The organism is Stenotrophomonas sp. CCNWLW162, from assembly GCF_037203745.1.
Classification (GTDB): Bacteria; Pseudomonadota; Gammaproteobacteria; order Xanthomonadales; family Xanthomonadaceae; genus Stenotrophomonas; species Stenotrophomonas maltophilia_AQ.
Genome location: NZ_JBBCBL010000002.1, coordinates 399,764 through 424,427, shown reverse-complemented (window position 1 = coordinate 424,427; position 24,664 = coordinate 399,764). Strand labels below are relative to the sequence as shown.

The following is a 24,664-nucleotide window of genomic DNA, read 5'->3' as shown; positions in this document are numbered from 1 at the left end:
GCCTAGTGGATGCCGCCTGCGCTTCACCGCACTGATCGAAAGTGGCCGCCATCGCCGCTCCCGCCGGAGTGGCCCACTTTCCCTTGCCGCCGCCATCGCCATGTCCACACTGCCTTCGCGCCATCCGCTTACCCTGGGTCTGCTCGCCCTGCTGCATGCCCCGCTGGCCGTCCAGGCCGCCACGCCAGCCGCGACCGATACCGTGCCCACCACCTCCGCCGTCGACCTGGACACCGTCACCGTGGTCGGCAGCATCGTCAGTGGCGAGAAACAGGCGCTGGATGCACAGCGCGAAGCCAGCCATCTGATGAACGTGATCAGTGCCGACGGCATCGGCAAGCTGCCCGACCACAACGCTGCCGAAGCCGTGCAGCGGGTTCCCGGTGTGTCGATCGAACGCGACCAGGGCGAAGGCCGCTTCGTTGCCGTGCGTGGCCTGCCGGCACAGTGGAACTCAACCACCCTCAACGGTGACCGTCTGCCGACCGCCGAAGAGGAAACCACCAGCCGTGCCACGGCATTCGATTTCTTCCCGACCGAGCTGATCGAGCGCATCGAAGTGAGCAAGACGCTCACGCCCGACCGCGAAGGCGACGCCATCGGTGGCCAGGTCAACTTCGTCACCCGCACCGCACCGACACGGCGCACGTTTGCCGCCAGCGTGGCCGGCAACTACAACGACAAGGCAGTCGACACCGGCACCAGCGCGAACGTGCTGTACGGCGACCGCAGCGCCGATGGACGCTTCGGGTTCCTGATCAACGGTACCTACTGGAAGCGCCCGTGGGCGACCGACAACTTCGAGCCGCGCCGCAGTGCCGACGGCCTGGGCGTCTACCGGCTGGAGCTGCGCGACTACACCGGCGAGCGCACCACGCGCGGCGTCAACGGTGGCATGGAATTCCTTCCGGCCGATGGCCATCGCCTGTACGTGCGTGGCCAGTATGGCGAGTTGAGCGACGATGAGACCCACTACAAGCACCGCTACCGGTTCGACAAGGACCGCGTGGAGCTGCAGAACATCCACAACGAGCTGATCACCGAATTCAAGACGTTCGAATTCGGCGGCCAGCACACCTTCGGCCGGGGCCAGGTGGACTGGAAGCTGGCCAGTGCCGAGAACGATTTCCGTTATGGCTGCATTCCCACCTGTGCCGACAACGCGTACTTCGTGGTCCAGTTCAACCAGGGCAAGGTCGGCTACCAGGGCCTGCAGGACCGTGGTGTGGGCCGCAACTCGTACAACACCCTCGATGGCGGCAACGTTGCCGCCGACACCCCCGAAACCCATCTGCCGCCGAGCTTCGCAATGGATCCGCGGAAGATGTCGCTGAGCGCGGTGGAGCTGTATCGGGTGGCGATCAATGAGAAGGACAAGGCGGTCGCGCAGCTGGACTTCAGTTTCGACGCGAGCGACACGCTGACCTGGAAGATGGGGGCCAAGTACCGCGACAAGCAGCGCCGCGCGCGCTTCTCCGACGAGTTCTATGCCTGGAACTCCGCCACCGGCGGGCCGGTGCCGACCCTGGCTGACTTCCCGTTGATGGACCAGCCGGACCGCAGTGGCTACGACGTCGGCAATGGACGTGACTACGCCCGCGATTTCTCGCAGGTGGTACCGGTGCAGGCATTGGCCGAATGGTACCGGCAGAACAAGCAGCACCTGGTGCTGGTGCCGGGCGATTCGGCACTGGTGGCCAACGGCGCGGCGCTGGGTCGCAACTTCGACGTGGCCGAGAAGCAGTACGCGACCTATGCGATGGCCACCTGGAAGCCGGACGAGCGCTGGGACGTGGTTGGCGGCGTGCGCCTGGAACGCACCGCCACCGACGTGCGCGGTCTGGTGCTGGAGCGTGACGCCGATGGCAGCAGCGCGCTGGTGCCCAACCTGGGCCGCAAGCGCTACACCTCGGTGCTGCCGCAGCTCAACGTGCGTTTCTCACCGCGCAGCGATCTCAACCTGCGGCTGGGCCTGACCCGCAGCTTCGCCCGCCCGAACTTTGGTGACATCAACCCGGGTGGCTCGTTCATGGAAGCCGATGGCACCTTCACCTCCGGCAACGCCAACCTGGACCCGACCTATTCGGACAACCTGGACCTGATGGCCGAGTGGTATGCCGGTCCGCTGGGTCTGCTGTCCGGCGGGGTGTTCTACAAGAACATCAGCAATCCGGTGTTCCAGAGCAGCAGCACCGGCAGCTTCAACGGCAACCCCAACGTCACCTTCTACCGGCCCGAGAATGGTGACGATGCCAAGCTGTGGGGCGCAGAGTTCGCCTTCGTGCGCCGCTTCGATTTCCTGCCCGGCCTGTGGAGCAACTTGGGCATCAATGCCAACCTGACCCTGATGGACTCGCGCATGCGCATTCCGGCTCGTAACGGCAACGTGCCGATAACCGGCCAGGCCGACCGCCTGTACAACGTCACCGTGTACTACGACGACGGCGCCTTCGCTGCCCGTCTGGCCACCAATCACAAGGGTGCCTACATCGAAGCGCACGGCGACAGCAGCGTCACCGACGCCTGGTACGGCGCCAACACCTCGGTCGACTTCAGCGCTTCCTATACCTTCGATCGCTGGACGGTGTTCGCCGAGCTGAGCAACCTCACCAACGAGCCGTTGAAGTACTACCAAGGCAGCCCGCAGCGCCCGCTGCAGGTGGAGTACTACGGCCGTCGTGCGCAGATCGGCCTGAAGTATCTGTTCCAGTAAGCCGTACCGGCGTTCTGTAGAGTCGAGCCAAGCTCGACCGCTTCTGCTCTTCAATCATCGCACCAGCGTGACCGCCTGCCCGGCACGGGCGAAGGCCTCAGCCAGCAACGGGCCGGCCTTGATCGCCTCCACTTCCTCGAACAACGCCCTCAGCGCGTCGGCCGGGCGGGAGGCCGGCGCTGCCACCGCCTGCTGGATCGCGGTGAAGCGGTCAGCCAGCACGCGGTGGCCAGGATGGATCTGTGCCCAGGCTTCCAGCGGCTGGCGCACGCCGGCGGCGGCATCCAGGCGCCGCTGCTCGAACAGGGTGATCGCCGCCGCCGACGTCTCTGCCCGCTCGATCATGGCGTGGCGCAGTTCGCGGCTGAGAAACAGGTCGTAGGCCGCACCGCGGCCGACCGCGATGCGCAGTCCGTCGCGGTCCAGGTCGGCCACCTGTTGCGAGGGGCTGTCCTCGCGCACCAGGTAGGTGCCTTCGATCTCCACGTATGGGGCACTGAAGGCGATGCGGTCGGCCCGCGCCGGATCGATGGCCAGGAAGGCCAGGTCCCATGCATCTTCGGCCGCTGCGGCGACCACCGACGCCGCAGCGTCGTGGCAGGTGAAACGGGCCTGCACGCCCATCCGCTGCGCCATCGCTGTGGCCAGCTCCAGTGAAGGGCCACGCGGTGAACGGGCATCACCCTGCGCCAGCACTGGGTTGCCCAGGTTGATCGCTACGCGCAGAAAGCCTCGCGGTGCCAGTGTGCTTCGATGATCGGCCAGGGACATGCAGGGCTCCGCGGAACAGGGGGGCGTCCAGCATGCCAGTGCTGCTGCGCAGGCAGCGTCAGCGTCCGGTTATCCTGCGCGGATGAATCCGATCCTGCATGTCGAGATCCCAGCCAGTGACCTGGCCCGTGCCATCACCTTCTACCAGCAGTGGTTGCAGGTGCAGGTGGACGAACCGATCCTGCTGCACGATTGCCGGATGGCCTACCTGCCGTTCGGCGATGAAGCGGCAGGGGCCAGCATGGCGCTGGTGCAGGGGGCGGACTACCGGCCGTCAGAACAGGGCGCGCGCATCTACATCGGGGTCGATGACCTTGATGCCAGCCTCGAGCGAGCCTTGCAGATTGGAGCCGAACTGTGTTTCGGCCCCGCTGATGCCGGTGACTGGCGCGTGGCCGAGATCCGCGACAGCGAAGGCAACCGCATTGCGTTGCAGGCGCGCGCGATTCTGTAGAGTCGAGCCATGCTCGGCTGCTGTTGGTCGCGCCGTCAATGCACCAGTCGAGCATGGCTCGCCGCTACAAGTGGGTCGCGGCCCGCGAGCGCTGCAACCATTCGTTGATCGCCGGGTCCAGCCGCGGGTCGTTCGGCAGCAGCATGCCGAAGCGCTGCTGCAGCACCTCGCGCACATCGCCGACATCGTGCAACGGGCGCTTGTCCGGTGCCTGCCCGGGCCGGTACTCGGTGTAGTTGCCGCTACCAATGGTGCGGCGCCAGTCCGGTCCGGTCAGCGACGCACGCAGCTGGCCGGGGAAGCTCGAATCCGGATGGGTGCACACGTACCAGTTGCCCACCACGTTGTCGATCGGGGCCGGTGACTGCAGGTCGAAGCGATACATCGCCCGCCAACCATCGCTGGACTCGGCGGAGAGCACGAAGTCTCCGTCGCCGGGCAGCCGCTGCAGCAGATAGCGTTCGTGCGGCGTTGCCTGCGGCTGCGCACCCTGCAGGCGCAGAGGTACGGTCGGGGTCAGGCTGCCGAAGCCGGCGTCCACCAGCCATTCGTCACCGTCCACGTGCACGCGCAGCAGCAGGTGGGTGCGCGCCGTGAGCTCGCCGTCCCGTGCCGCCAGTAGAACGCGCGCGCTCAGCGGCTGCGCATCGAAGCCCAGCGCCTGCAGCAGCGCCAGCAGGCCGCCGTTGAGTTCGAAGCAGTAGCCGCCACGACGTTCATCGAGCAGTTTGCGCTGCACGCTGTCCAGGTCGATCGGCACTGCATCGCGCAGCAGGCAGCTGAGGGTTTCGAATGGCAGCAGTGCGTTGTGGCGCTGCTGCAGCAGGGTCAGGCCCGCCAGTGTTGGCGGTGGCGGTGCATCCAACTGCAGGCGCTGCAGGTAGCGGGGGACATCGAGCGTCGTCATGCGGCCACCGGTCGGGGGGAGGGAGGTCCACTGTGTTCCCCCAACCGGGGTTGAGGTCAAGCAGTGCGCGGGTGTCATCCCCCCGTCGCCTATGCCGGGTACAAAGGCCGCGTCCGCCAGCAATCGGTGGGACTGAACCAAAAAAAACCTAAAGTTGCCCCATATCCAGCCGATACAGGTGCGTCCTTCCGCCTGGAGTCTGTCATGTCGGCCGTTGTCCCCCACCTCCGGTCCCTGCGCATGCGGCTTGCCGCGTTGCGCTCGGCGTCCCCCGGCCTGCTGCTGTGGCTGCAGCCGCACCGGCTCAGCGTGGCCGACAAGCTCAAGGCGACCCTGTGGGTCTGTGGCCTGGGCCTGGTGGCGATCGCCGCCGTCTACGCGTGGACCGGCCATGCCAACGCCCTGGCCGCGCGCAGCCAGGCCAGCTACCAGCGTGGCAGCGATCTGGCTGCCAGCCTGGCCACGCGGGTGGCCGAGGCGCGTCGTCTGCAGACCCAGTATGCACGCAGTTTCGATGATGCCGACCGCGCGCAGCTGCTGGCGACGCAGAAGGCGCTGCAGGCCGATCTTCAGGCGCTTCGCGCGATGCCGATGGACGCCGGACGGCGCAAGGCGCTGCGGGCGCTGACCGAAGCCGCCGGCGCGTTCTCGCAGGGTGTGGCCGCCCTGTTCGAACGCGTCGATGAGATGGGTCGTGGCGATGCCGGCCTTGCCGCGCAGCTGCAGCAGGCCGCTGACACCCTGCAGGCGCAGGTGGATGCGCTGCAGCGGCCGTCGTTGGCGCTGTCCCTGCAGAAGATGCGCCGACAGGAAGCACTGCTGCTGCTCGATGGCGACTCCACCCATGCCGACCGTGCGAGCGAAGAGAAACTGCCATTCGATCTCGGGCTGGTGGGGCTGCCGACCGATGCGCAGGATGCCCTTCGCAACGGCATGGAATCCTATCAGGTCGCGTTGCTGGGCTATACCGCCGCCCGCGTTGGCCTGGATGTGGAGGCGCAATCGCTGCTGGACACCGCGGCCAGCGTCGCACCGGCGCTGAGCGCCTTCCAGCAGGCCCAGGTCGCCGCGCTGGGCAAGGCACAGGCGCGCCAGCAGGCCGGTGCACGCACCATGAGCGTGCTGTTCGCAGTGACCCTGCTGCTGGTCGCCGGTGTGCTGATCACCAGCCTGGTACTGGCGCTGCGCGCGGTACGCCAGCCGATCCAGGACACCCTGCGCTTCGCCAGCGACATTGCCGAGGACCGCCTGGACACCACGCTGCGTGTGTACAACGCCAACGACGAGATCGGCCAGCTGGCCCAGCGCCTGGTCCACATGCAGCAGCGCCTGCGCGCGCGTATCGAAACCGAGCGTGCGGTAGCGCGCGGCAATACCCGCGTGCGACAGGCCTTGGACAGCGCACAGACCGGCTTGATGGTGGTCGATGCCGAAGGCCAGGTGGCGTATGCCAACCCTGCGCTGCTGCAGCTGCTGGATCTGCAGGCCGAAGACCTGGTGGGCGGTGACGCGGTGCGCCTGCACCCGGCGCTGGCCAGCCTGGCCGGCGTGCGCCAGCGCGAGGAGCGCGAGATCGGCCACGCCGGCGTGCGCTACCAGTTGATCGCCAACGCCATCATCGACGAGGGCCATTTCCTTGGTGTCGCGGTGGAATGGCGCAGCCGCGCCCTGGAAACCCTGCTGGAAACCGAGGTGGCAGCCCTGGTCGATGCCGCCGCACACGGTGACCTGCACGGACGTATTGCACTGGACGGCAAGCAAGGCTTCGTGCGTACGCTGTCGACCAGCATCAACCGGCTTCTGGTGACCTTCGAAACCAACCTCGGCGATCTACAGGCATTGCTGGCGGCACTGGCACGCGGCGATCTCAGCGTGCGCATGGAAGGTGAGCTGCAGGGCGTGTTCGCGCGCATGCGTGACGATGCCAATACCACCGTCGCGCAGCTGGGCCGCATCGTCACCCGCATCCAGCAGGCCACGTCCAGTCTGGATACGGGTGTTGGCGAAATCGTCGCCGGTCACCACGACCTGTCACAGCGCACCGAGCAGCAGGCGGCCAACCTGGAAGAGACTGCAGCATCGATGCATGAACTGACCGATACGGTCGGCCGCAACGCCGATGCCGCAGGCCGCGCTGATGCGCTTGTCCAGGGCGCGGCGGCAGTGGCCCAGCGCGGCGGTGAGGCGGTCGGCCAAGTGGTGGCAACCATGCATGGCATCAGCGAGGCGTCTCGACGCATCGGTGACATCACTCAGTTGATCGATGGCATCGCCTTCCAGACCAACATCCTCGCGCTCAACGCGGCGGTGGAAGCGGCGCGCGCCGGAGAGCAGGGTCGCAGCTTCGCCGTGGTGGCCGCCGAAGTGCGCCTGCTGGCACAGCGCAGCGCCGAGGCGGCCAAGCAGATCAAAGGGTTGATCGAGGATTCGGTGGCGCGTGTCGGCCAGGGCAACCAGCAGGCCGAACAGGCTGGCACCACGATGGGCGAGATCGTCGGCAGCGTGCAGCAGTTGGCCGAGCTGTTGGCCGGCATTCGCAGCGCGTCGCAGGACCAGCATGCCGGCATCGCGCAGGTGAACCAGACCATCGTGCAGATGGAAGCCAGCACCCAGCGCAACGCCAGCCTGGTGGAAGAGGCTGGCGCCTCGACCGCACAGATGCAGGCGCAGGTGCATGCCTTGGCCGAGGCGGTGGGGGCGTTCCAGCTGCAGCCGGCGCGGCAGGCCGCACGCGCGGCATGAACGCGGTCGCCGAGCACGGCCCGGCGCTACCCGAGGCAGATTGAAACGGTAGCGCCGGGCCATGCCCGGCGGGATGGCTCAATACACGTCGCGCCGGTAGCGCCCGTTCTCCAGCAGCGTCTCCACTGCCTCATCTCCCAGCGCAGCGCGCAGCACCTGGTCCACGCCTTCGGCCATGCCCTGCAGCGAACCGCAGACATGGATCACCGCGCCACGCTGCATCCACTCGTGCAGCGCATCGGCTGCGGCGTGCAGTCGATCCTGCACGTAGCCACCGTCGCCATCGCGCGAGAACGCCAGGTCCACCCGCGACAGATGGCCATCGGCCTGCCAGGCCTCGATTTCTTCGGCAAACAGGAAGTCATGCGCGCGCTGGCGTTCGCCAAACAGCAGCCAATGCCCGTGCTCGCCAGCATGGGCGGCTTCGCGCAACAGGCTGCGCAGGCCAGCGATGCCGGTGCCGTTGCCGACCAGCACCATCGGTGCACCCGGCACGCGGTGGAAGCCGGGATTGCGATGTACGCGGGCGACGATGCTGGCACCGATCGGTGCATGCAGTGACAGCCACCCCGAACCCAGTCCAGCCCGACCGGAGGCGTCATGTACCAGGCGCACCACCAGTTCCACTGCGCCGTCATCCGTGCACGAGGCGATCGAGTACTCGCGGCCGGGCAGCAACGGCAGTCCGCGCAGCCACAGGCAGGCATCCTGCACCGCCAGCGCGGCGTCTGCATCGGGTAGCTCGCGCTCGCTGGCCAGGGCCAACAGCGTGCGCGGGTTGCCTTCCACCAGCAGTGGTTGCAGTGGGTCCAGCCCATGCGCCTTCAGCACTGCACTGGCGTGCCCTGCATTGTGGCGGGGTGCGATATGCAGGATGTCACCGGCCTGCCACCGCACCTCGGCGGGCGCGGCAAGGCGGATACGCCAGATCGCGCCACCGATGCTGCCAGGGTTGAGACGGTCGCGGCCGAGCAGGCGCCAGTCATGCATCTGCGTGGCAGCCGGCAGCACGCTGTCATCGGTGGTGATGCCGGTCAATGCAGCCAGCTGCTGCTGCCACTGGCGCAGGGACGGTACCGAGGCAGCATCGACATCGATGCGCTCGAACAGCGGGCGCGCGCCGTTGCCGATCAGCCAGGCATCGACCTGGCGGCCGAAACCGCAGTAGTGCGGGTACTGGCGATCACCCAGCGCGAGCAGGGCGAACTGCAGGCCCGACAGGTCCACGCGCTGCGCGAGCAGCAGTCGCGAAGCGCGTCGCGCCGCATCCGGTGGTTCGCCGTCGCCAAAGGTGCTGAGCACGAACAGGGCCTGCACGGTTTGCTGTAGCTGTGAGCCGTCGACGCGGGCCAATGGCAGCACCTGCACCGCATGTCCGGCGGCCTGCAACAGCGCCGCCGCGCGCCAGGCCAGCTGCTCGCCCAGCCCGCTCTGGCTGGCATGCACCACAAGCCAGGGTAGGTTGCTGCCATCGTCAGTGGCTACCGGCAGCGACTGGCGAAGGCCGCGCGCGGCGCGCTGGCTGCGGCGGCGGTCCAGGTACAGCATCCAGCCGGTGATGAAGAACAGGCTCATGCCCAGGCTGCTGAGCATCACCACCACGCGCCCGGGTGCACCGAAGTAACTTCCCGAATGCAGCGCGAACACGCTGGTGGCCAGCTGTCCGCCGGCGCCCTGGCGTGCATACGGACGGGCATCGAGGATCGCACCGCTGGCCGGATCGAGCTGCAGCAGGTCATGTGCACGATCGTGGTGGCCACCGCGCCGCGCCGGATCACCGGCCATCACGCGTACATTGAGTGGCTGCCCGGGCTTCTCCGGCAGGCGCAGGTCGATGTACCCGGTGCGCACGCCCGGCAACGCATACAGCGTGGCCTCGATGCGATCCAGGTCCAGTGCCGCGTCGGCGGCGACCTTGTGCTTCGCTGCCGGCGCCACGCCCAGCAGCGTGTTGGCGGCGCTGCGGTACCAGTCGAACGACCACCACAGGCCGGTCAACGCACTCATCAGGTAGATCAGCAGCACCCAGGTGCCGACCACCGAGTGCAGGCTCCACAGGAAGCCACGGCCGCTGCGCTTCCACTCCACCGCCAACCAGCTGCGCCAGTGCCACCAGCGCCGGGGCCAGCGCAGGTAGAGACCGGAGAGGGTGAAGAACAGCAGCGCGATCGCACAGCTGCCGGTGATCCATTTGCCCCGCTCGCCGGCAGCGAGGTGCCGATGCAGGTCTTCGATGAAGTCGAAGAAGGCCTGCCCGCGCAGGGCACTGAAGCGCTCGCCGCTGTACGGATCGAAGTACACCCAGTGTTCCTTGCCTCCGGCAAACCGCGCCACCGAGGGCCGCTGGCCGGTGGCGTCGATCCGCAGGCGCTGCAGGGGGCGCTCGCTTCCTGCCTGGAGCAAAGGCATCAGCTCGCTCAACGCCAGCGGTGGCTGGCCGTCGGCATGGTGCTCGGCGATCGCGGCGAATCCGGGATTGGCGGCACGCAGCAGTTCGTCCTCGAAGGACAGCACGGCGCCGCTGAGGCCCATAACGGCCAGTACGGCACCAGCGGTGATGCCCAGCAGCCAGTGCAGTTGGAACAGGACGTTCTTGAACATCGAAGGAGGAGGGCCTGGAAGGCTGCCGCCCGCATCCTGCGCAACAGCAAATGAGAATTAGTCGCGGAATTCTCCGTGGCGCCCTGCCTGTGGTCAAGCAGGGGGTATCGGCCGGGCGGCGCCCGGCACCCCTCGGAAAGCCCGCTGTTGCTGTTGCCTTGGCTGTTGTTTCTGAGGTTGCCGGCCAGCGGCCGGCACTACCGCGGGTGCAGGGTGCAACCCTGCCAAGACCCTCACTTCACCCAGCTGTCGATCTCGCCGTGGGTGAACGGTCCCAGCTTCGCCTTCTGCAATCGCCCCTGTGCGTCGAACAGCACGCTGTAGGGCAGCAGTCCCTGCGTATTGCCCAGCTGCACGCTGGCATCGCGCGGGCCCGGGGTCTCGATCACGATCGGGTAGTCCACCGGTACCTGCTGCAGGAAGCGGCGCACGTCTTCCGGCGTATCCAATGCCAGGCCCAGCACCTGCACGCCTTCGCTGCCCCGGGTATGGGCAAAGCGTGCCAGCTCCGGCATCTCTTCCACGCAGGGGGCGCACCAGCTGGCCCAGACATTGATCAGCAGCGGGCGACCGGCGAAGCGCTGGCGCAGGTCGAGCGGTCGGCCCTCGAGATCCGGCAGCGTCAGTGCAGGCAGTGGGTCACCCACCTGCAGCGCAGGCGTCGCGGGGGCTGCAGGGGAAGCGGCCGGCGCTGCGGCAGGTGCAGCCGGCGTTGGTGCCAGCCGGTACCCGGCCCACAGGCCGAGGCCGGCGGCCAGCACCGCTGTCCACAGCAGCGCTGGCCGTTGCCATTTCATCGTGCGGTGCGCAGCAGCGCTTCCTCGACCACCGCCTGGGTCAGCAGGGTCGGCAGCACGGTCGGCGGCGCGCCGGGGCCGTACACCACGTACAGCGGCACGCCCACGGCCTTGTGCTCTTCCAGGAACGTGGTGATCTGCGGGTCCACATTGGTGTAGTCACCGCGCATGTACACCGCATTGGTGCGCTTGAGCAGTTCCTTGAACTCCGGCCGCGACAGCACAGCGCGCTCGTTGGCCTTGCAGCTCACGCACCAGTCGGCGGTCATGTTGACGAACACCACGCGCTTGTCGGCGCGCAGGCGGTCCAGCAGCTGCGGCGAGTATTCGACCACGTTGTCGCTGGCCGCCTGTGCGGCGCGCGCTGGCGGTGCCAGCTGGGTGACGCCCCAGGTCGGCACCAGTGCAGCGATGGCCAGCAGCACGCCCAGCAGGGCAACGGGACGCGGGCCGGTCCAGCGGTTGCGTTCGAACAGCCACAGACCGAAAGCGAACAGCAGCAGGCCACCCAGCACCAGCGACATGCCGTCCACGCCGCGCTGTTTGCCCAGCACCCACAGCAGCCATAGCGCGGTGGCATACATCGGGAAAGCCAGCACGTGCTTGAGCGTTTCCATCCACGGGCCCGGCTTGGGCAGGCGGCGTGCCAGCGCCGGCACGAAGCCGATCAGCAGGAACGGCAGGGCCAGGCCGAGGCCGAGGAACAGGAACACGGTCATCGCCTGCAGTGGCGTCGCGATGAACGCATAGGCCACCGCACCGCCCATGAACGGGCCGACGCAGGCACTGCCGACCACGCAGGCCAGCGCACCGGTGAAGAAGTCCCCGGCCGGGCCGCTGCGGCTGGCCAGCGACTGGCCGAGGTTGCCGAGGCCACCGCCGAGGGTGAACACCCCGGACAGGCTCAGGCCCACTGCGAACATGACGTAGGCCAGTGCGGCCACCACGCCCGGGTGCTGCAGCTGGAAGCCGATGCCGACCGCGTTGCCGATCGCGCGCAGGCCGACCATCAACGCACCGATCACCGCGAACGCAACCAGCACGCCCAGCGTGTACCAGAGCGCATGGCTGCGCGCGCGCTGCGGGCTTTCACCGCTCTGTGCCAGGCCGAGTACCTTCAGCGACAGGATCGGCAGCACGCACGGCATCAGGTTCAGCACCAGGCCGCCGGCCAGGGCGAGCAGCAGGACCCACAGGAACGAACGGTCCGGGTTCGGCGTGGCCGCTGGCGGGCGCGTGCGCATGGCGTTGTCGCCGCGCGCGTCGGCGGCGAACGCGTTGTCAGCGGCGGCACTGCCAGCGCCGGCCGGCGTGCCGGCATCGGCGTTGGGCACGGTCGGCAGCAGGCGCAGCGGCGCGCCATTGGCAGCCTCGCGCGGAGCACCGGTGGCGGTCGGCAGCGGGCTGATCACCTCGCTGCGCGGCGGCGCCTGGTTGGCGCTGGCGTTGATCCTGCCGGCCGGGATCGACAGCTTCACCCGTCGCGTCATCGGCGGGTAGCAGATGCCGTCGGTCTGGCAGCCCTGGAAGGTCACCACCAGGGTGCTGTCGACCGCGTCGGCGACAGAGCGGCGCAGCGGCAGCGGCACCTCCACCTGGTTGAAATACACCGAGACATCGCCGAAGTGCTCGTCGCGATGCGACTGAGCGGCCGGCCATCGCAGCTTGTCGGCCAGCACGCCGGCGCTGCCTTCGAGCTTCAGCGAGGTGCGGTCGCGATACAGGTAGTAGCCCGGCGCCGGGCTGAAGCGCAGCAGCAGGGTGTTGCCATCGCTGGCAATGGCATCGAAGCCGAATGCCTGCTCCGACGGCAGTGGCAGCGCCTGGCTGTTGCTGGCCGCACCCGGCAGGCGCAGGCCGCCGCTGTTGCCGGCACCGGCCAGCGGGTTGTTGAACGGGCTGGCCGCACCGGGGCGTGCGGCCGGGGCCGCCGCCTGTGCACCGCCGCCGGGCAGGGTGACCTGCACCACGCGCTTCTGCGGCGGATAGCAGACACCGGCGTCGGCGCAGCCCTGGTAACGCACTTCCAGGCTGATGGTGCCGGCTGCATTGGTCGGTGCGCCGGGCAGGGTGGCCTGCAGCCGCTCGCGATAGGTTTCAACCTCGCCGAAGAAATCGTCGTGGTGCTTGTCGCCCTTGGGCATCTGCAGCGCGCCTGCGTTGAAGGCCGGGTCGGCCTTGACGCTGGTGCGGTGGCGATACAGGTAATAGCCCGGTGCGATCTTGAACTGCAGCTGCACCTGGCCGCGTTCGGGGGCGGTCGCGGTCAGCGCGAACGCCTGGTCCACCGGCAGCAGGTCCTTCTCATCCAGCGCGAAGGCCGGCAGCGAGAGCCACAACAGGGCGCACAGGGCGGCGCCACGCGCAAACAAAGTCTTCAATCAGTGTCCTCCCGGGTCTGTGCCCGGATCCAGTCCAGATACGCCGGCAGGCCGGCCCGGGTTTCGACCGCGATGCACTCCGGGAGTTCATACGGATGCAGTTCGACGACCCGGGCGATTGCGTCATCGACGCGGCTCGCGGTGGTCTTCACCAGCAACTGCAGTTCGGTGTCGGTGGTGACCTCGCCCTGCCAGCGGTAGGTCGACTGCGCGCCCTCCAGTCGTGTGACGCACGCGGCCAGGCGCTCGCCAACCAGCGCGTGCGCGATGCGCTCGGCACTGGCCCGGTCCGGGCAGGTGGTCAACAACAGCAGGACGGGATCGACGGTCGACATGACCGTCGAGTATAGGGCCGCCGCCGGGTCAGGGCCCGGCGGCGGCAATGGACCGCTGCGTTGCGCGGTCAGTTGGCCAGCTGGCAGGTGGCCGGCTTGGCCGAGGTGAACAGGGCGGGGGTGGCCCATTCGGGATGGTCGATGAACGGGTTGCGGTTGCCCTGGAAGCTGTAGATCACGTCATTGCGGGCGCGTTCCGCAGCGCTCGGCGGGTCGGCCAGGTGCCAGTCGATCAACGTCGACAACAGGCCCATGTAGGCCGGCGAACTGCTGGTCTTGACGATCTTGCTGCGGTCGTCGGTCAGCTCCAGGTCCGGCTCGGACTGGCCGGTGGCCGCATCCTTGCCGCCCTCGTAGCGGATGGCCATGTACAGCACCGCACGCGCCATGTCGCCCTTGCGTGCACCCCACACTTCAAAGGTGCCGCCGTTGCCGTCCGGGGTGCGTACCCAGTTCGAATTGCCCGGATAGCCACCGCTGCCGCCGCCCTGGCCGTTGTTGGCCTCGGTGGCACGCTCGCCGCAGTTGGCATCGCACTTGCCGAACGGCTTGTTGCCGCGGTCGGCATTCCACTGTGCGTCGGTCAGGTACAGCATGTGGGTGTCGGTGTAGGGCGCGTACGGCAGGCCCTTGTCGCCGGTGGTGCTGGCAAAGCCCAGCGAGTTCGGCCAGGTGTGCTCGCGGTTGTACTTCAGGCCGCTGCCGCTGCCGGCGCGATCGGTCCCCTTGGCGTAGCTGCGGTTGCGGTACGCATCCAGGATCCTGCCGCTGTTGTTCGGATCCTCGTCGGCGATCTCCAGTATGGTCCAGGTGCTGGTGCCCGAGCCGCTGTACGGGTAGGCGGTGTGGCCCTTGATGGTGGCGTGCAGCGAGCAGCGCAGCTGGCTGGGGCTGCTGGTGTTGACCTTGGAGTAGTAACCGGCCGGCACGCCCGGGTTGCCCGGGTCCGGATTGCCACCGGTGCTGGCCACGGTGAAGGCGATGCGGCTGTCGGCGGCCGGGTGTGCGCCCTGCAGGTCGGTGATGCGCGCGGCGCGGATGTCGAAGCGGCAGGCTTCACCGGCCACCAGCGCAGTGTTGGTGGACAGCTTCACGCTGCGGCCGCTGGACGGGAAAGTCAGCGGCACGCTGCCGGAAGTGCCGCAGCTCAGGGCGAACGCGCCGCTGGCCAGGTTCACCGTCTCGCTGAACACCACTTCCAGGTCGGCGGCGGCGGGGAAGGTGCTGCTGCCCTGGGCCGGGGTGGTGGTGGACACCGACGGCGGCGTGTTCGGGCCCGGGGTGCCGCCACCACTGAAGGTCTGGCCGTTGTTGCAGTTGCCGAAGGTCTGCCTGGCCGACTCGGCCCAGGTGAAGTGGGCGTACTGGCTGCCACTGCCGGTCAGCTGCAGCGAGGTGCCCGGGGCCGTGCTGTTGGTCTCGGCCACCGGAATGTTCTGGCTGGTCATGCCGGCCGCGGGCCCGCCGGACGCTGTGATGGCACCCTCGTAGCTGAGGAACTGGACCACCTTGCCGCTGGCGTCGACCAGGGCAATGCCATCGTTCGGGCCGTTCTGCAGGCCGTTGGTGGGGTAGGTGACCACGGCGATGCTGGCGCTGCCGCAGCCTGCAGCGGTACCGGCGGGAACCGGATTGTTGGCGTAGACCGTGGCGGCCGACGGATTGCTGCCGTTGTAGAGGTACAGGCGGTAGCCGGACAGATCCTCACCGGCGGTGGCCACGACCTCGATCGCTTCGCCGACGTCGCCGGCGGCGGTGCTGTCGTCGTAGTGCAGTTCGTTGATGAAGACCTCGGCCTGGGCCGGCGCGGCGGCCAGTGCCAGCAGGCAGGCAGCGGCAAGCGGGGACAGCAATCGCATCGACTACTCCTTGTGATTGGGAATGCGCGGCCGAGCCTAAGGCCGATCCAGTGACACTTTGTCGTAAATGAACGTCAGATATCTGACAGTGCGACGCGTATCACCAAATGTCGAGGGTTGCGGGCATCCGCTTGTCGCGTTGCACGCGGAACCCCGCCTTCACGCAGCACCTGGGTGCGCCTTTGCCGGGCGGTGAATTTTTTTGCGGGATCGGCCTTGAAAGGCCCGGGGCCAGCTCCATCTCTGTCCTGCTCCCGATTCGTCGGGCTTTTTCGCGAGCAATGCTGGCAGTCACCTTGGGTGAGTGCTAACATCGCCAGACTTTTTCAGACCAATCAATAACTTAAGAGGTCTCTCATGAGCATCAAGCCGCTGCACGACCGCGTTGTGGTCAAGCCGATCGAAGCCGACGAAATCTCCGCCGGTGGCATCGTGATCCCGGATTCGGCCAAGGAAAAGTCCACCAAGGGTGAAGTCGTGGCCGTGGGCCCGGGCAAGCCGCTGGACAACGGCAGCGTGCGCGCTCCGTCGCTGAAGGTCGGTGACAAGGTCATCTACGGCCAGTACGCCGGCAGCTCGTACAAGAGCGAAGGCGTCGAGTACAAGGTCCTGCGCGAAGACGACGTGCTCGCCGTCATCGGCTGAGCTTCGGCGCGACCTGCTTCATCCCCTGATCTCCAATTCCCAGCCGCCGGGCATCGCCCGGCGCTACCAAAGAGGTAACTGCAATGGCTGCCAAGGATATTCGTTTCGGTGAAGACGCCCGTTCGCGCATGGTGCGCGGCGTCAACGTTCTCGCCAATGCCGTCAAGGCCACCCTGGGCCCGAAGGGCCGCAACGTCGTGCTGGAAAAGAGCTTCGGCGCTCCGACCATCACCAAGGACGGCGTCTCCGTCGCCAAGGAAATCGAACTGGCTGACAAGTTCGAGAACATGGGCGCGCAGATGGTGAAGGAAGTTGCTTCCCGCACCAACGACGACGCTGGCGACGGCACCACCACCGCCACCGTGCTGGCCCAGGCCCTGATCCGCGAAGGTGCCAAGGCTGTTGCCGCCGGCATGAACCCGATGGACCTCAAGCGCGGTATCGACAAGGCCGTCGTGGCCGCCGTCAACGAGCTGAAGAGCATCTCCAAGCCGACCGCCGACGACAAGGCGATCGCCCAGGTCGGCACCATCTCGGCCAACTCGGACGAGTCGATCGGCCAGATCATTGCTGACGCGATGAAGGAAGTCGGCAAGGAAGGCGTGATCACCGTTGAAGAAGGCTCGGGCCTGGACAACGAGCTGGACGTGGTCAAGGGCATGCAGTTCGACCGCGGCTACCTGTCCCCGTACTTCATCAACAACCAGCAGTCGCAGACCGCTGACCTGGATGACCCGTTCATCCTGCTGCACGACAAGAAGATCTCCAACGTGCGTGACCTGCTGCCGGTGCTGGAAGGCGTCGCCAAGGCCGGTAAGCCGCTGCTGATCGTCGCAGAAGAAGTCGAAGGCGAAGCGCTGGCGACCCTGGTGGTCAACACCATCCGTGGCATCGTCAAGGTCGTGGCCGTCAAGGCTCCGGGCTTCGGCGACCGTCGCAAGGCGATGCTGGAAGACATGGCCGTGCTGACCGGCGGCACCGTGATCTCCGAAGAAGTGGGCCTGTCGCTGGAAAAGGCCACCATCAAGGACCTGGGCCGCGCCAAGAAGGTGCAGGTTTCCAAGGAAAACACCACCATCATCGATGGCGTGGGTGACAAGGCTGCGGTCGATTCGCGCGTTGCGCAGATCAAGACCCAGATCCAGGACACCTCCTCGGATTACGACCGCGAGAAGCTGCAGGAACGCGTGGCCAAGCTGGCCGGTGGCGTTGCCGTGATCAAGGTCGGTGCCTCGACCGAAATCGAAATGAAGGAAAAGAAGGATCGCGTCGACGACGCCCTGCACGCCACCCGTGCAGCCGTTGAAGAAGGCGTGGTCCCGGGCGGCGGCGTTGCCCTGGTCCGTGCGGTCTCCGCGCTGGCTGGCCTGAAGGGTGCCAACGAAGACCAGAACCACGGCATCCAGATCGCCCTGCGCGCGATGGAAGCCCCGCTGCGCGAGATCGTTGCCAACGCCGGCGAAGAGCCGTCGGTCATCGTCAACAAGGTCAAGGAAGGCACCGGCAGCTTCGGCTACAACGCCGCCACCGGCGAGTTCGGTGACATGCTGCAGTTCGGCATCCTGGACCCGACCAAGGTGACCCGTTCGGCGCTGCAGAACGCAGCCTCGATCGCTGGCCTGATGATCACCACCGAAGCCATGGTTGCCGAAGCTCCGAAGAAGGACGAGCCGGCCATGGGTGGCGCCGGTGGCATGGGCGGCATGGGTGGCATGGGCGGCATGGACTTCTAAGGTCCTGTGCTGCACCGGAAGCGGCCGGCCTTGGGCCGGCACGCTTCTCTGCTGCTGTGAAAGACCCCGCCGCAAGGCGGGGTTTTTCGTTGCCCGGTTGCCGCCGCGTCAACGCATCGCTACGCTCGGCGTCCATGCCTACCTCGTTCATCGTCGTTGACGACTTCCTTTCTCCCGCCGATGCGCACGGCCTGCGCCACGCGGCGCTGGGCCTGACCTATCCGGCACAGGAAGGCGCATTCCCCGGCCGCAACTCCTTGGAGCGGCTGGAGCTGGACGGCCTGTCCGGAGCTGCGTCGCGGCTGGTCAATGAACCATTGCGACCGGTCAACCCACTGCAGTCGCACGGCAAGTTCCGTCTGACCCTGGCCGGGGATGTCGGCCGCGCGAAAGTGCACACAGACCACTCTCACTGGTCCGGCATCCTCTACCTGAGCGCGCCGGAGCATTGCGAGGGCGGCACCGAGTTCTTCCGTCACCGCCGCACCAACACCGAACGGATGGCCCTGGATGCCAGCGAGCTGGCTGCATTGGGCTATGCCAATGGCGGCGACATGCATCGCGACATCATCGAGCGCGACAGCATCGACGACAGCCAGTGGGAGATGACGATGCGCATTCCGATGCGCTTCAACCGGCTGGTGCTGCTGCGGCCCTGGTTCTGGCACACCGCCGGGCCGGCGTTCGGCGACCGGCCGGAGAACGGCCGGCTGGTGTACCTGATGTTCTTCGAGCAGGCGCGGTAAGCGGGGGAATCATCCACGCATGGCGTGGATCTACTGGCCCTGCAGCGCTGCGCGCAACCACGCCAGGAAGGCAGGCAGCGCCGGATTGCCATCTGCATCGGCGCGCGTCACTGCGTAGTAGGCGAAGGCCTGCGGCCATGGCTGGTCGATCACCACCTGCAGGCGCCCGTTGGCCAGTTCTTCGGCCGCATGGATGTCGCGTACCAGCGCGATGCCCTGCCCGGCCACCGCCGCACGGATCAGCAACAGGTCGTCATCGAAAGCAGGGCCGCGCTCCAGCCGCTCATCGGCCGCCAGGCCCTGTGCCTGGAACCACAGCCGCCAGTCGCTGCGATCGGCATCCTGCAGCAGCGGCAGCTGCAGGCAATCCTGCACGGTGCCCACGGCGGGCGCGCTGGCCAGCAGCGCAGGGCTGGCCACTGGCAGCAGCACCGGCGCCAGCAGATGCTCGGCATGCAGTCCGGGGTAGCGCCCCAGCCCGTGGCGGATCGCGATGTCCACACCATCGCGGCGCAGGTCGGCCAGCGCCGGGCTGGCATCGAGCTGCACGTCCACCTGCGGTTGCAGTGCGCTGAATTCACCCAGGCGTGGCGCCAGCCATTGCGCGGCGAAACTGGGTGCGGCGCTGATACGCAGCGTGCGCCGCGTTTCCCAGCGTTCGAGTGCCTGCAGGCTCTGTGCGATCTGCTCGAAAGCCAGCAGCAGTTCCGGGTACACGCGCGCGCCCGCCGCGCTGAGCACCACGCCATGACGGGTGCGATCGAACAGGTTCACGCCCAGGCGTTCCTGCAGCTGCCGCAGCTGCTGGCTGATCGCGCCGGGCGTGACACCCATCGCTTCGGCGGCAGCGGTCAGGCTGCCGTGGCGGCCGGTTTCAACAAAGGCCCGCAGGCCCAGCAGCGGCAAAACCGCCCCCATTCCGTTCTCCCGTTGCTTCGCCGGCATCCACCGCGCGGCGACAGCATATCGACCGCGGCGCAGGCTGTCGCGCACCCGTCGCGCAAGTTGAGCCAGGCTCAACTCCCCGTGCAGAAGACATCGTTTCCCCGCCACGGCGGCCTTTCCTAGACTGCCTGCACGGCTGCTGCAGCGCCTGTTTCCGCATCGTCGGCCCTCGTGCATCGAAGGCTGGCGCGTGCCGTCGCTCCCTGCCGTCCAGGAACCCCATGAACGAACCTTCGCTGCACCTGTACACCGACAGCTCGCCCAATGGCTTCAAGGCCACCATCGCGCTGGAAGAACTGGGCCTGCCGTATCGCCTGCATCACGTCCGCATCGACGCGGGCGAGCACCGACATCCCGATTTCCTGCAGCTCAATCCGCATGGCCGCATACCGGTGCTGGAGGATCGCGCGCGTGGCATCGTCATTTTCGAATCCGCGGCGATCCTGATGTACCTGGCCGAGCAGGGCAACGCGTTGTTGCCTTCCGAGCCGTCTGCACGCTGGCAGACACTGACCTGGCTGATGTTCCATGCCGCCAGCGTCGGCCCGATCCTCGGCCAGCGCGTGCACTTCGAGCACTTCGCACAACAGCCCGACATGGCCGCAATCGAACGCTATCGCAGGTTGAGCGACGATCTGTTCGCCGTGCTCGACCAGCGCCTGCACGGGCGCGAGTGGCTGGCCGGTGATCAGTACTCGATCGCCGACATCGCCCACTTCGGTTGGCTGCATATCGCCCACATCATCGATATCGATTTCTCGCAGCATCGCCATCTGAGCGCGTGGTACGCGCGCGTTGCCGCACGCCCTGCGGTACAGCGCGGCGTGCAGTTGCCCGAACCGGCCACTGGCCCGTAAGGAGGCAACGCTCATGAACGACTCCATCGTGATGCCGGGCGCGTCAGCCCCGGTCTTTGCCACGCACCCAGGCTACCAGCGCATGTTCCGCCCCGATGCACTGACCCTGGGCATCTACCTGCCATTGCGCTTCTATCAGGGCGACATGGCCGTGCTGCAGGGCCAGGCGCGGCTGGTGGAGGACATCGACCGCCACGGCTTTGCCGCGGTGTGGGTGCGTGATGTGCCGCTGTACGACCCGATGTTCGGCGATGCGGGCCAATTGTTCGATCCATTCACCTACCTTGCGTGGCTGGCGGCGCGCACGCAGCGCGTAGCTCTGGCCACCGGCAGCGTGGTGTTGCCACTGCGCCATCCGATCGATCTGGCGAAGGCGGCGGCGTCTGTCGATCAGCTGTCCGGTGGGCGCCTGGTGATGGGCGTTGCCTCCGGTGATCGTCCGCTGGAGTTTCCCGCCTACGGGCTGGAGCACGCGGCGCGAGGTGAGCGCTTCGCCAGCGCGATGGGTGAGATGCGGCGTTGGCTGCAGCCGGGCGCGGACGGGCGGATGACGCATGCCTGGGCCGAACAGGGCCTGCAGTTGCTGCCGCCCACGGTCAACGGCCGCGTTCCGCTGGTTGTCACCGGTGGCGCACGCCAGCCGCTGGAGTGGATCGGCCAGCATGCCGATGGCTGGCTGACCTACCCAGAGGCCACTCATGACAACGCTGGTCCGCAGCGGCTGGCCACGAAGATCGGCGCCTGGCGCGCGCTGATCCCGGATGGTGGCTTCCGCCCGCACATGACCAACGAATGGATCGACCTGGTGGACGACCCGGATCATCCACGCACGCCGCTGCAAGGGGGCTATACCCTGCGCACCGGCCGCAAGGGCCTGATAGAGCTGCTGCAGGCCTGGCAGCAGGCAGGCGTCAATCATGCCGCGCTGGGCATCCAGTTCGCCGAGCGGCCCGCAGATGAGGTGCTGCAGGAACTGGCCGAAGAGGTGCTGCCATTGTTCCCGTCGCACCCGGGGCCGACGCCGCGGGTGATGGACTGGTAGCGCAGTAGGAATGGCGTCGGCCGGCGCTCAGCTGGCCGGCCGGCGCAGGCAGATGCGCGACGCCCCGGTGCTGATGTCCACCTGCCCACCCTGCATGGCGTCGGCGCCGAGAATCAGCGCGGGTCGCGTCTCGAGGCCGATCGCCTTGAACACGGGCAGTTCGCTGATCCGGACTTCCATCGGTGGATGCCGCCAGCCAGCGCTGGTCATGCTCGGCAGGGTGTACAGCCAGGTGGCCTGCTTCCCGCCGCCCAGGCCCTCGGTGCCCTTCTCACGTACCCGCACGCGGATGTCGCTGCCATCGGTGCGCACGCCCAGCGCACGGGCGGCTTCGGCATTGAGCACGGTCTGCGCCGCGCCGGTATCGACCACGGCGACGGCCTCCACACCGGTCTCGCCCAGTGCCAGCGTGATGAAGCCGAACTGGCGCAGCCCGGCACTGCGATCGGGCAGGGCATTGGCCTGGCAGCCGTTTCCATCCAGCGCGAGACGCCCCGGCGCCCACAAGGCAAGCTCGCCACGGCCGAAGTCCCAGCGCGTGTCCCAGCGCCCGGTCAGGTCGTTGCCGACCAGGCCATCAATGGCCGCTTCATCGTCCTTCGCCAACGAGGACAGGTCGGCCTGCGTGCCGCTCGCCTGCAGCTGCCAGCTGCCCAGCCGCCAAGAGGTGGTGCGCATCCTCCGCAGCGCGGCTGCCTTTGCGCTGGCACCCTGGGCATGTGAAACCGCCGCATCGGTGTCTTCCAGGCGATAGCGCCGGGCCACACGGTCATCCACCAGGGTTGCACCGGCCGCACTGTCGACCACGAAACGCAGTGGTTCGGCGCGCCCGTCCAGCGAGACAGCCACGGCTGGATGACCCCCCTGCATCCACATCGGCAGTACGTGTTCGGGAGCATCGGCCGCCAGCGCAGGCAGCGAGGCAGCAAGCAGGGGAAGCAAGGTGAGGCGCACGGGATGTCTCAGCAGTGAGGGTGGAGAGACCATTGGCGGGCACGGGCGTATCGCGGGAATATCGGCGTTGATACCGTCCTGATACACAGCTGGCTGATACTGAGCACATGAACGCTCCCGCCCGGGTCATCGTCGTCGATGACGACGCCAGCATCCGAGATGCCATCGCCGACTGCCTGCTGCTGCATGGCTACCAGGTGCGCGTGGCGGCCGGTGCCATGGCGTTGGATATGCTGCTGCAGGCCGAACGACCGGATGTGATCATCCTCGACTGGATGATGCCCGGCGAGGATGGCCTGTCGGTCTGCCGCCGGCTGCAGGCACGGGCCATCCCGATCCTGATGCTGTCGGCGATGGGCAGTGCCCCGGACCGGGTGATCGGTCTGGAAATGGGCGCGGATGATTACCTGGCCAAGCCGTTCGACCCGCGTGAGCTGCTGGCAAGGGTGCGTGCGCTGCTGCGCCGGCAGGACAAGCTGCGCACCCAGGTGGCGAGTGAGCTGCGCTTCGCCGGCTGGCGGCTGCTGCCCGAACAACGCCGCCTGATCGCGCCGGATGGAGCGGAGCTGGTACTGAGCCGCGGTGAGTTCTCTCTGCTGCTGGTGCTGGCCGAACGTCCCGGGCGGGTGCTGGCGCGCGAGCAGCTGCTGCAGCTGAGCCGCGGCGAGCCGAGCGACAGCGTGGATCGTGCCATCGACCTGGCAATCAGCCGCCTGCGTCGGAAGCTGGGGCAGGCCGCGCCCGGCGCTGAAGCCCTGGTACAGACATTGCGCGGCGAAGGCTATCGCTTCAATGCCGAGGTCCAGGTGCTGTGAGTGCCCGTTGGTCCACTGCGCGCTGGATCGCAATGCTGGCTCTCACCAGCCTGCTGCTGGCCACCCTGGTCAGCGTGGCGGTGGTGGGCTGGATGCCACGACCGGCGCCGCCGCCGATGCGCCTGGATCAGGCTCTGCAGGTGCTGCGGGGGGAACGTGCGGCGCCGCCGCTGGGGCTGCATCTATCGGTCGTCAGTTCGGCACCGGAAGGCCGCAGCAGCGACTGGCTGACCGAGCTGGCCGCCTTGCAGCTGGGTGTACCGGTGGATCACGTGCGCCTGGTCTGGGCCGGGCAGGGCAAGGCCCCCGATGTGCAGGTCATCGAGGGCGGTACGGTGCTGGATGCTTCAGGGCGTGCCGGAGTGCTGACGTCACAGGCGGCCCTGCTGACCGCCATGCAGTGGCCGCCGTTCGAGCTGGGTGTGCGCCGGGCCGATGATCGCTGGCAGGTGGTCGGCAGCGATCACAGTGATCTGGCGGCCTGGCGCGGTCAGGTTCTGCTTGCACTGTTGGCCGGCACGCTGCTGCTGGCGCCGCTGGCGGCCTGGGCGTCGCTCCGCATCGGGCGGCCCCTGCGCCGCTTGGCCGAAGCCAGCGCGCGGGTTGATCTGCAGGACGGGACGCCGCTGCCGGACGATGGCCCACGCGAGGTGCAGGTGCTGGCCGCAGCGATCAGCAGCGGTCGTGAGCGCCTGCGCGACCAGGCGCAGGACATGACCCGCATGCTGGCGGCCGTGGCGCACGACCTGCGCACGCCGCTGACCGGCCTGCGCCTGCGTGCGGAGTTTGCACCGCCGCCACAGGCAGCGCGGATGGTGGCCGACATCGAGCGCATGGACACGATGATCGAGCAGGTGCTCGATTACGCACGCGGGGAGCTGCAACCGCTGGAGTTGCGAGCACTGGACGTGGCCGCGTTGCTGGAGGAATGCGTGCAGAGCGCCTTGCTGCGCGGTGTCGATATTTCTGCAGAGGGACCGGACGTGCTGCCGTGGCAGGGGGATGCGCTCCTGCTGCGGCGGGCCATCGACAACCTCATCGACAACGCCGCTCGTTATGCCGGTGCCGTGCACCTGCGGGTTGCCATGGCAGGCAATCGCGTGCAGCTGGACGTGATGGATCGCGGACCGGGCATCGCCGAGGCCGATCGCGTGCGCCTGCTGCAACCCTTCCAGCGCAGCGAAAGCTCGCGCAGTCGTGCCACCGGTGGGACCGGCCTCGGTCTGGCCGTCGCCGCCAACGTGGCACGGCGGCATGCGGGTGAACTGCAGCTGCTGCAACGTGACGGAGGGGGATTGATCGCACGCCTGGTGCTGGGATCGGCCTCCTGACATCGCATGTCGATTGACTGAACGTCATCTTTCTGG

Annotated in this window: 19 protein-coding genes; 10 read left to right on the top strand and 9 right to left on the bottom strand. The window is 67.6% G+C overall.

Annotated elements, in window-relative coordinates; translation table 11 throughout:
- The first annotated feature begins 100 nt into the window (after window positions 1–100).
- On the top strand, window positions 101–2,713 hold the full coding sequence (locus V9K93_RS06925; protein ID WP_337302257.1) for a TonB-dependent receptor: 2,613 nt from the start codon (window positions 101–103) through the stop codon (window positions 2,711–2,713).
- Between the two features lie 54 nt (window positions 2,714–2,767).
- Here V9K93_RS06925 and V9K93_RS06920 read toward each other — a convergent pair whose 3' ends face one another.
- Window positions 2,768–3,484 (bottom strand): transporter substrate-binding domain-containing protein, encoded by a 717-nt coding sequence (locus V9K93_RS06920; RefSeq protein WP_337302256.1) that lies wholly within the window; start codon window positions 3,482–3,484, stop codon window positions 2,768–2,770.
- A gap of 82 nt (window positions 3,485–3,566) precedes the next feature.
- Here V9K93_RS06920 and V9K93_RS06915 point away from each other — a divergent pair, with 82 nt between their 5' ends.
- Entirely contained in the window at window positions 3,567–3,938 is a 372-nt protein-coding gene (locus V9K93_RS06915; protein ID WP_295381994.1) for a VOC family protein, read from the top strand.
- Between the two features lie 64 nt (window positions 3,939–4,002).
- On the opposite strand, the gene V9K93_RS06910 is transcribed toward V9K93_RS06915, so the two are convergent.
- Window positions 4,003–4,845 carry an arylamine N-acetyltransferase family protein gene (locus V9K93_RS06910; RefSeq protein WP_337302255.1) on the bottom strand — a complete coding sequence of 281 codons (843 nt, stop codon included), beginning with the start codon at window positions 4,843–4,845 and terminating at the stop codon, window positions 4,003–4,005.
- 204 nt (window positions 4,846–5,049) lie between these two features.
- On the opposite strand from V9K93_RS06910, the gene V9K93_RS06905 reads away from it, so the two are divergent.
- Window positions 5,050–7,587, top strand: a complete 2,538-nt coding sequence (locus tag V9K93_RS06905) for a methyl-accepting chemotaxis protein (protein WP_337302254.1) — start codon at window positions 5,050–5,052, stop codon at window positions 7,585–7,587.
- 78 nt (window positions 7,588–7,665) lie between these two features.
- Here V9K93_RS06905 and V9K93_RS06900 read toward each other — a convergent pair whose 3' ends face one another.
- From V9K93_RS06900 to V9K93_RS06880, 5 genes are all read right to left on the bottom strand, one after another.
- Window positions 7,666–10,188 (bottom strand): PepSY domain-containing protein, encoded by a 2,523-nt coding sequence (locus tag V9K93_RS06900; RefSeq protein WP_337302253.1) that lies wholly within the window; start codon window positions 10,186–10,188, stop codon window positions 7,666–7,668.
- Between the two features lie 233 nt (window positions 10,189–10,421).
- A complete protein-coding gene (locus V9K93_RS06895) occupies window positions 10,422–10,985 on the bottom strand; it encodes a TlpA family protein disulfide reductase (protein WP_253077957.1) in 564 nt (187 codons plus the stop codon).
- On the bottom strand, window positions 10,982–13,366 hold the full coding sequence (locus V9K93_RS06890; RefSeq protein ID WP_337302252.1) for a protein-disulfide reductase DsbD domain-containing protein: 2,385 nt from the start codon (window positions 13,364–13,366) through the stop codon (window positions 10,982–10,984). Before V9K93_RS06890 ends, V9K93_RS06895 begins: the two co-directional genes overlap by 4 nt.
- On the bottom strand, window positions 13,363–13,701 hold the full coding sequence (gene cutA, locus V9K93_RS06885; protein WP_046984236.1) for a divalent-cation tolerance protein CutA: 339 nt from the start codon (window positions 13,699–13,701) through the stop codon (window positions 13,363–13,365). Before cutA ends, V9K93_RS06890 begins: the two co-directional genes overlap by 4 nt.
- 68 nt (window positions 13,702–13,769) lie before the next feature.
- Window positions 13,770–15,560, bottom strand: a complete 1,791-nt coding sequence (locus tag V9K93_RS06880; protein WP_136638564.1) for an endonuclease — start codon at window positions 15,558–15,560, stop codon at window positions 13,770–13,772.
- 357 nt (window positions 15,561–15,917) lie between these two features.
- Here V9K93_RS06880 and V9K93_RS06875 point away from each other — a divergent pair, with 357 nt between their 5' ends.
- From V9K93_RS06875 to V9K93_RS06865, 3 genes are all read left to right on the top strand, one after another.
- A complete protein-coding gene (locus tag V9K93_RS06875) occupies window positions 15,918–16,205 on the top strand; it encodes a co-chaperone GroES (RefSeq protein WP_006396661.1) in 288 nt (95 codons plus the stop codon).
- Window positions 16,206–16,288: 83 nt separating this feature from the next.
- Window positions 16,289–17,938 carry a chaperonin GroEL gene (groL, locus tag V9K93_RS06870; RefSeq protein WP_012512251.1) on the top strand — a complete coding sequence of 550 codons (1,650 nt, stop codon included), beginning with the start codon at window positions 16,289–16,291 and terminating at the stop codon, window positions 17,936–17,938.
- Between the two features lie 134 nt (window positions 17,939–18,072).
- Window positions 18,073–18,684, top strand: coding sequence for a DUF6445 family protein (locus tag V9K93_RS06865; RefSeq protein WP_337302251.1), 612 nt, complete (start codon window positions 18,073–18,075; stop codon window positions 18,682–18,684).
- 30 nt (window positions 18,685–18,714) lie between these two features.
- Here V9K93_RS06865 and V9K93_RS06860 read toward each other — a convergent pair whose 3' ends face one another.
- Window positions 18,715–19,602, bottom strand: coding sequence for a LysR substrate-binding domain-containing protein (locus tag V9K93_RS06860; protein ID WP_046984237.1), 888 nt, complete (start codon window positions 19,600–19,602; stop codon window positions 18,715–18,717).
- A 248-nt stretch (window positions 19,603–19,850) separates the two neighbouring features.
- Between V9K93_RS06860 and V9K93_RS06855 the strand changes: the two genes are divergently transcribed.
- The gene (locus tag V9K93_RS06855) at window positions 19,851–20,486 is read left to right on the top strand and encodes a glutathione S-transferase family protein (RefSeq protein ID WP_046984238.1); all 636 of its coding nucleotides are present in this window, start codon (window positions 19,851–19,853) and stop codon (window positions 20,484–20,486) included.
- A gap of 13 nt (window positions 20,487–20,499) precedes the next feature.
- Entirely contained in the window at window positions 20,500–21,528 is a 1,029-nt protein-coding gene (locus V9K93_RS06850; RefSeq protein WP_295380744.1) for an LLM class oxidoreductase, read from the top strand.
- A 27-nt stretch (window positions 21,529–21,555) separates the two neighbouring features.
- On the opposite strand, the gene V9K93_RS06845 is transcribed toward V9K93_RS06850, so the two are convergent.
- Window positions 21,556–22,515: a retropepsin-like aspartic protease gene (locus tag V9K93_RS06845; protein ID WP_428709738.1), complete on the bottom strand. Its 960-nt coding sequence runs from the start codon at window positions 22,513–22,515 to the stop codon at window positions 21,556–21,558.
- A gap of 74 nt (window positions 22,516–22,589) precedes the next feature.
- Between V9K93_RS06845 and V9K93_RS06840 the strand changes: the two genes are divergently transcribed.
- Both V9K93_RS06840 and V9K93_RS06835 read left to right on the top strand, forming a co-directional pair.
- Window positions 22,590–23,297, top strand: coding sequence for a response regulator (locus tag V9K93_RS06840; RefSeq protein WP_046984240.1), 708 nt, complete (start codon window positions 22,590–22,592; stop codon window positions 23,295–23,297).
- 32 nt (window positions 23,298–23,329) lie between these two features.
- Window positions 23,330–24,628 carry a sensor histidine kinase gene (locus V9K93_RS06835; protein ID WP_046984241.1) on the top strand — a complete coding sequence of 433 codons (1,299 nt, stop codon included), beginning with the start codon at window positions 23,330–23,332 and terminating at the stop codon, window positions 24,626–24,628.
- Window positions 24,629–24,664: the final 36 nt, after the last annotated feature.

Coding starts and splice junctions, on each gene's coding strand:
- V9K93_RS06925 (WP_337302257.1), top strand. CDS start 101: ATGTCCACACTGCCTTCGCGCCATCCGCTTACCCTGGGTCTGCTCGCC.
- V9K93_RS06920 (WP_337302256.1), bottom strand. CDS start 3,484: ATGTCCCTGGCCGATCATCGAAGCACACTGGCACCGCGAGGCTTTCTG.
- V9K93_RS06915 (WP_295381994.1), top strand. CDS start 3,567: ATGAATCCGATCCTGCATGTCGAGATCCCAGCCAGTGACCTGGCCCGT.
- V9K93_RS06910 (WP_337302255.1), bottom strand. CDS start 4,845: ATGACGACGCTCGATGTCCCCCGCTACCTGCAGCGCCTGCAGTTGGAT.
- V9K93_RS06905 (WP_337302254.1), top strand. CDS start 5,050: ATGTCGGCCGTTGTCCCCCACCTCCGGTCCCTGCGCATGCGGCTTGCC.
- V9K93_RS06900 (WP_337302253.1), bottom strand. CDS start 10,188: ATGTTCAAGAACGTCCTGTTCCAACTGCACTGGCTGCTGGGCATCACC.
- V9K93_RS06895 (WP_253077957.1), bottom strand. CDS start 10,985: ATGAAATGGCAACGGCCAGCGCTGCTGTGGACAGCGGTGCTGGCCGCC.
- cutA (WP_046984236.1), bottom strand. CDS start 13,701: ATGTCGACCGTCGATCCCGTCCTGCTGTTGTTGACCACCTGCCCGGAC.
- V9K93_RS06880 (WP_136638564.1), bottom strand. CDS start 15,560: ATGCGATTGCTGTCCCCGCTTGCCGCTGCCTGCCTGCTGGCACTGGCC.
- V9K93_RS06875 (WP_006396661.1), top strand. CDS start 15,918: ATGAGCATCAAGCCGCTGCACGACCGCGTTGTGGTCAAGCCGATCGAA.
- groL (WP_012512251.1), top strand. CDS start 16,289: ATGGCTGCCAAGGATATTCGTTTCGGTGAAGACGCCCGTTCGCGCATG.
- V9K93_RS06865 (WP_337302251.1), top strand. CDS start 18,073: ATGCCTACCTCGTTCATCGTCGTTGACGACTTCCTTTCTCCCGCCGAT.
- V9K93_RS06860 (WP_046984237.1), bottom strand. CDS start 19,602: ATGGGGGCGGTTTTGCCGCTGCTGGGCCTGCGGGCCTTTGTTGAAACC.
- V9K93_RS06855 (WP_046984238.1), top strand. CDS start 19,851: ATGAACGAACCTTCGCTGCACCTGTACACCGACAGCTCGCCCAATGGC.
- V9K93_RS06850 (WP_295380744.1), top strand. CDS start 20,500: ATGAACGACTCCATCGTGATGCCGGGCGCGTCAGCCCCGGTCTTTGCC.
- V9K93_RS06845 (WP_428709738.1), bottom strand. CDS start 22,515: ATGGTCTCTCCACCCTCACTGCTGAGACATCCCGTGCGCCTCACCTTG.
- V9K93_RS06840 (WP_046984240.1), top strand. CDS start 22,590: ATGAACGCTCCCGCCCGGGTCATCGTCGTCGATGACGACGCCAGCATC.
- V9K93_RS06835 (WP_046984241.1), top strand. CDS start 23,330: ATGCTGGCTCTCACCAGCCTGCTGCTGGCCACCCTGGTCAGCGTGGCG.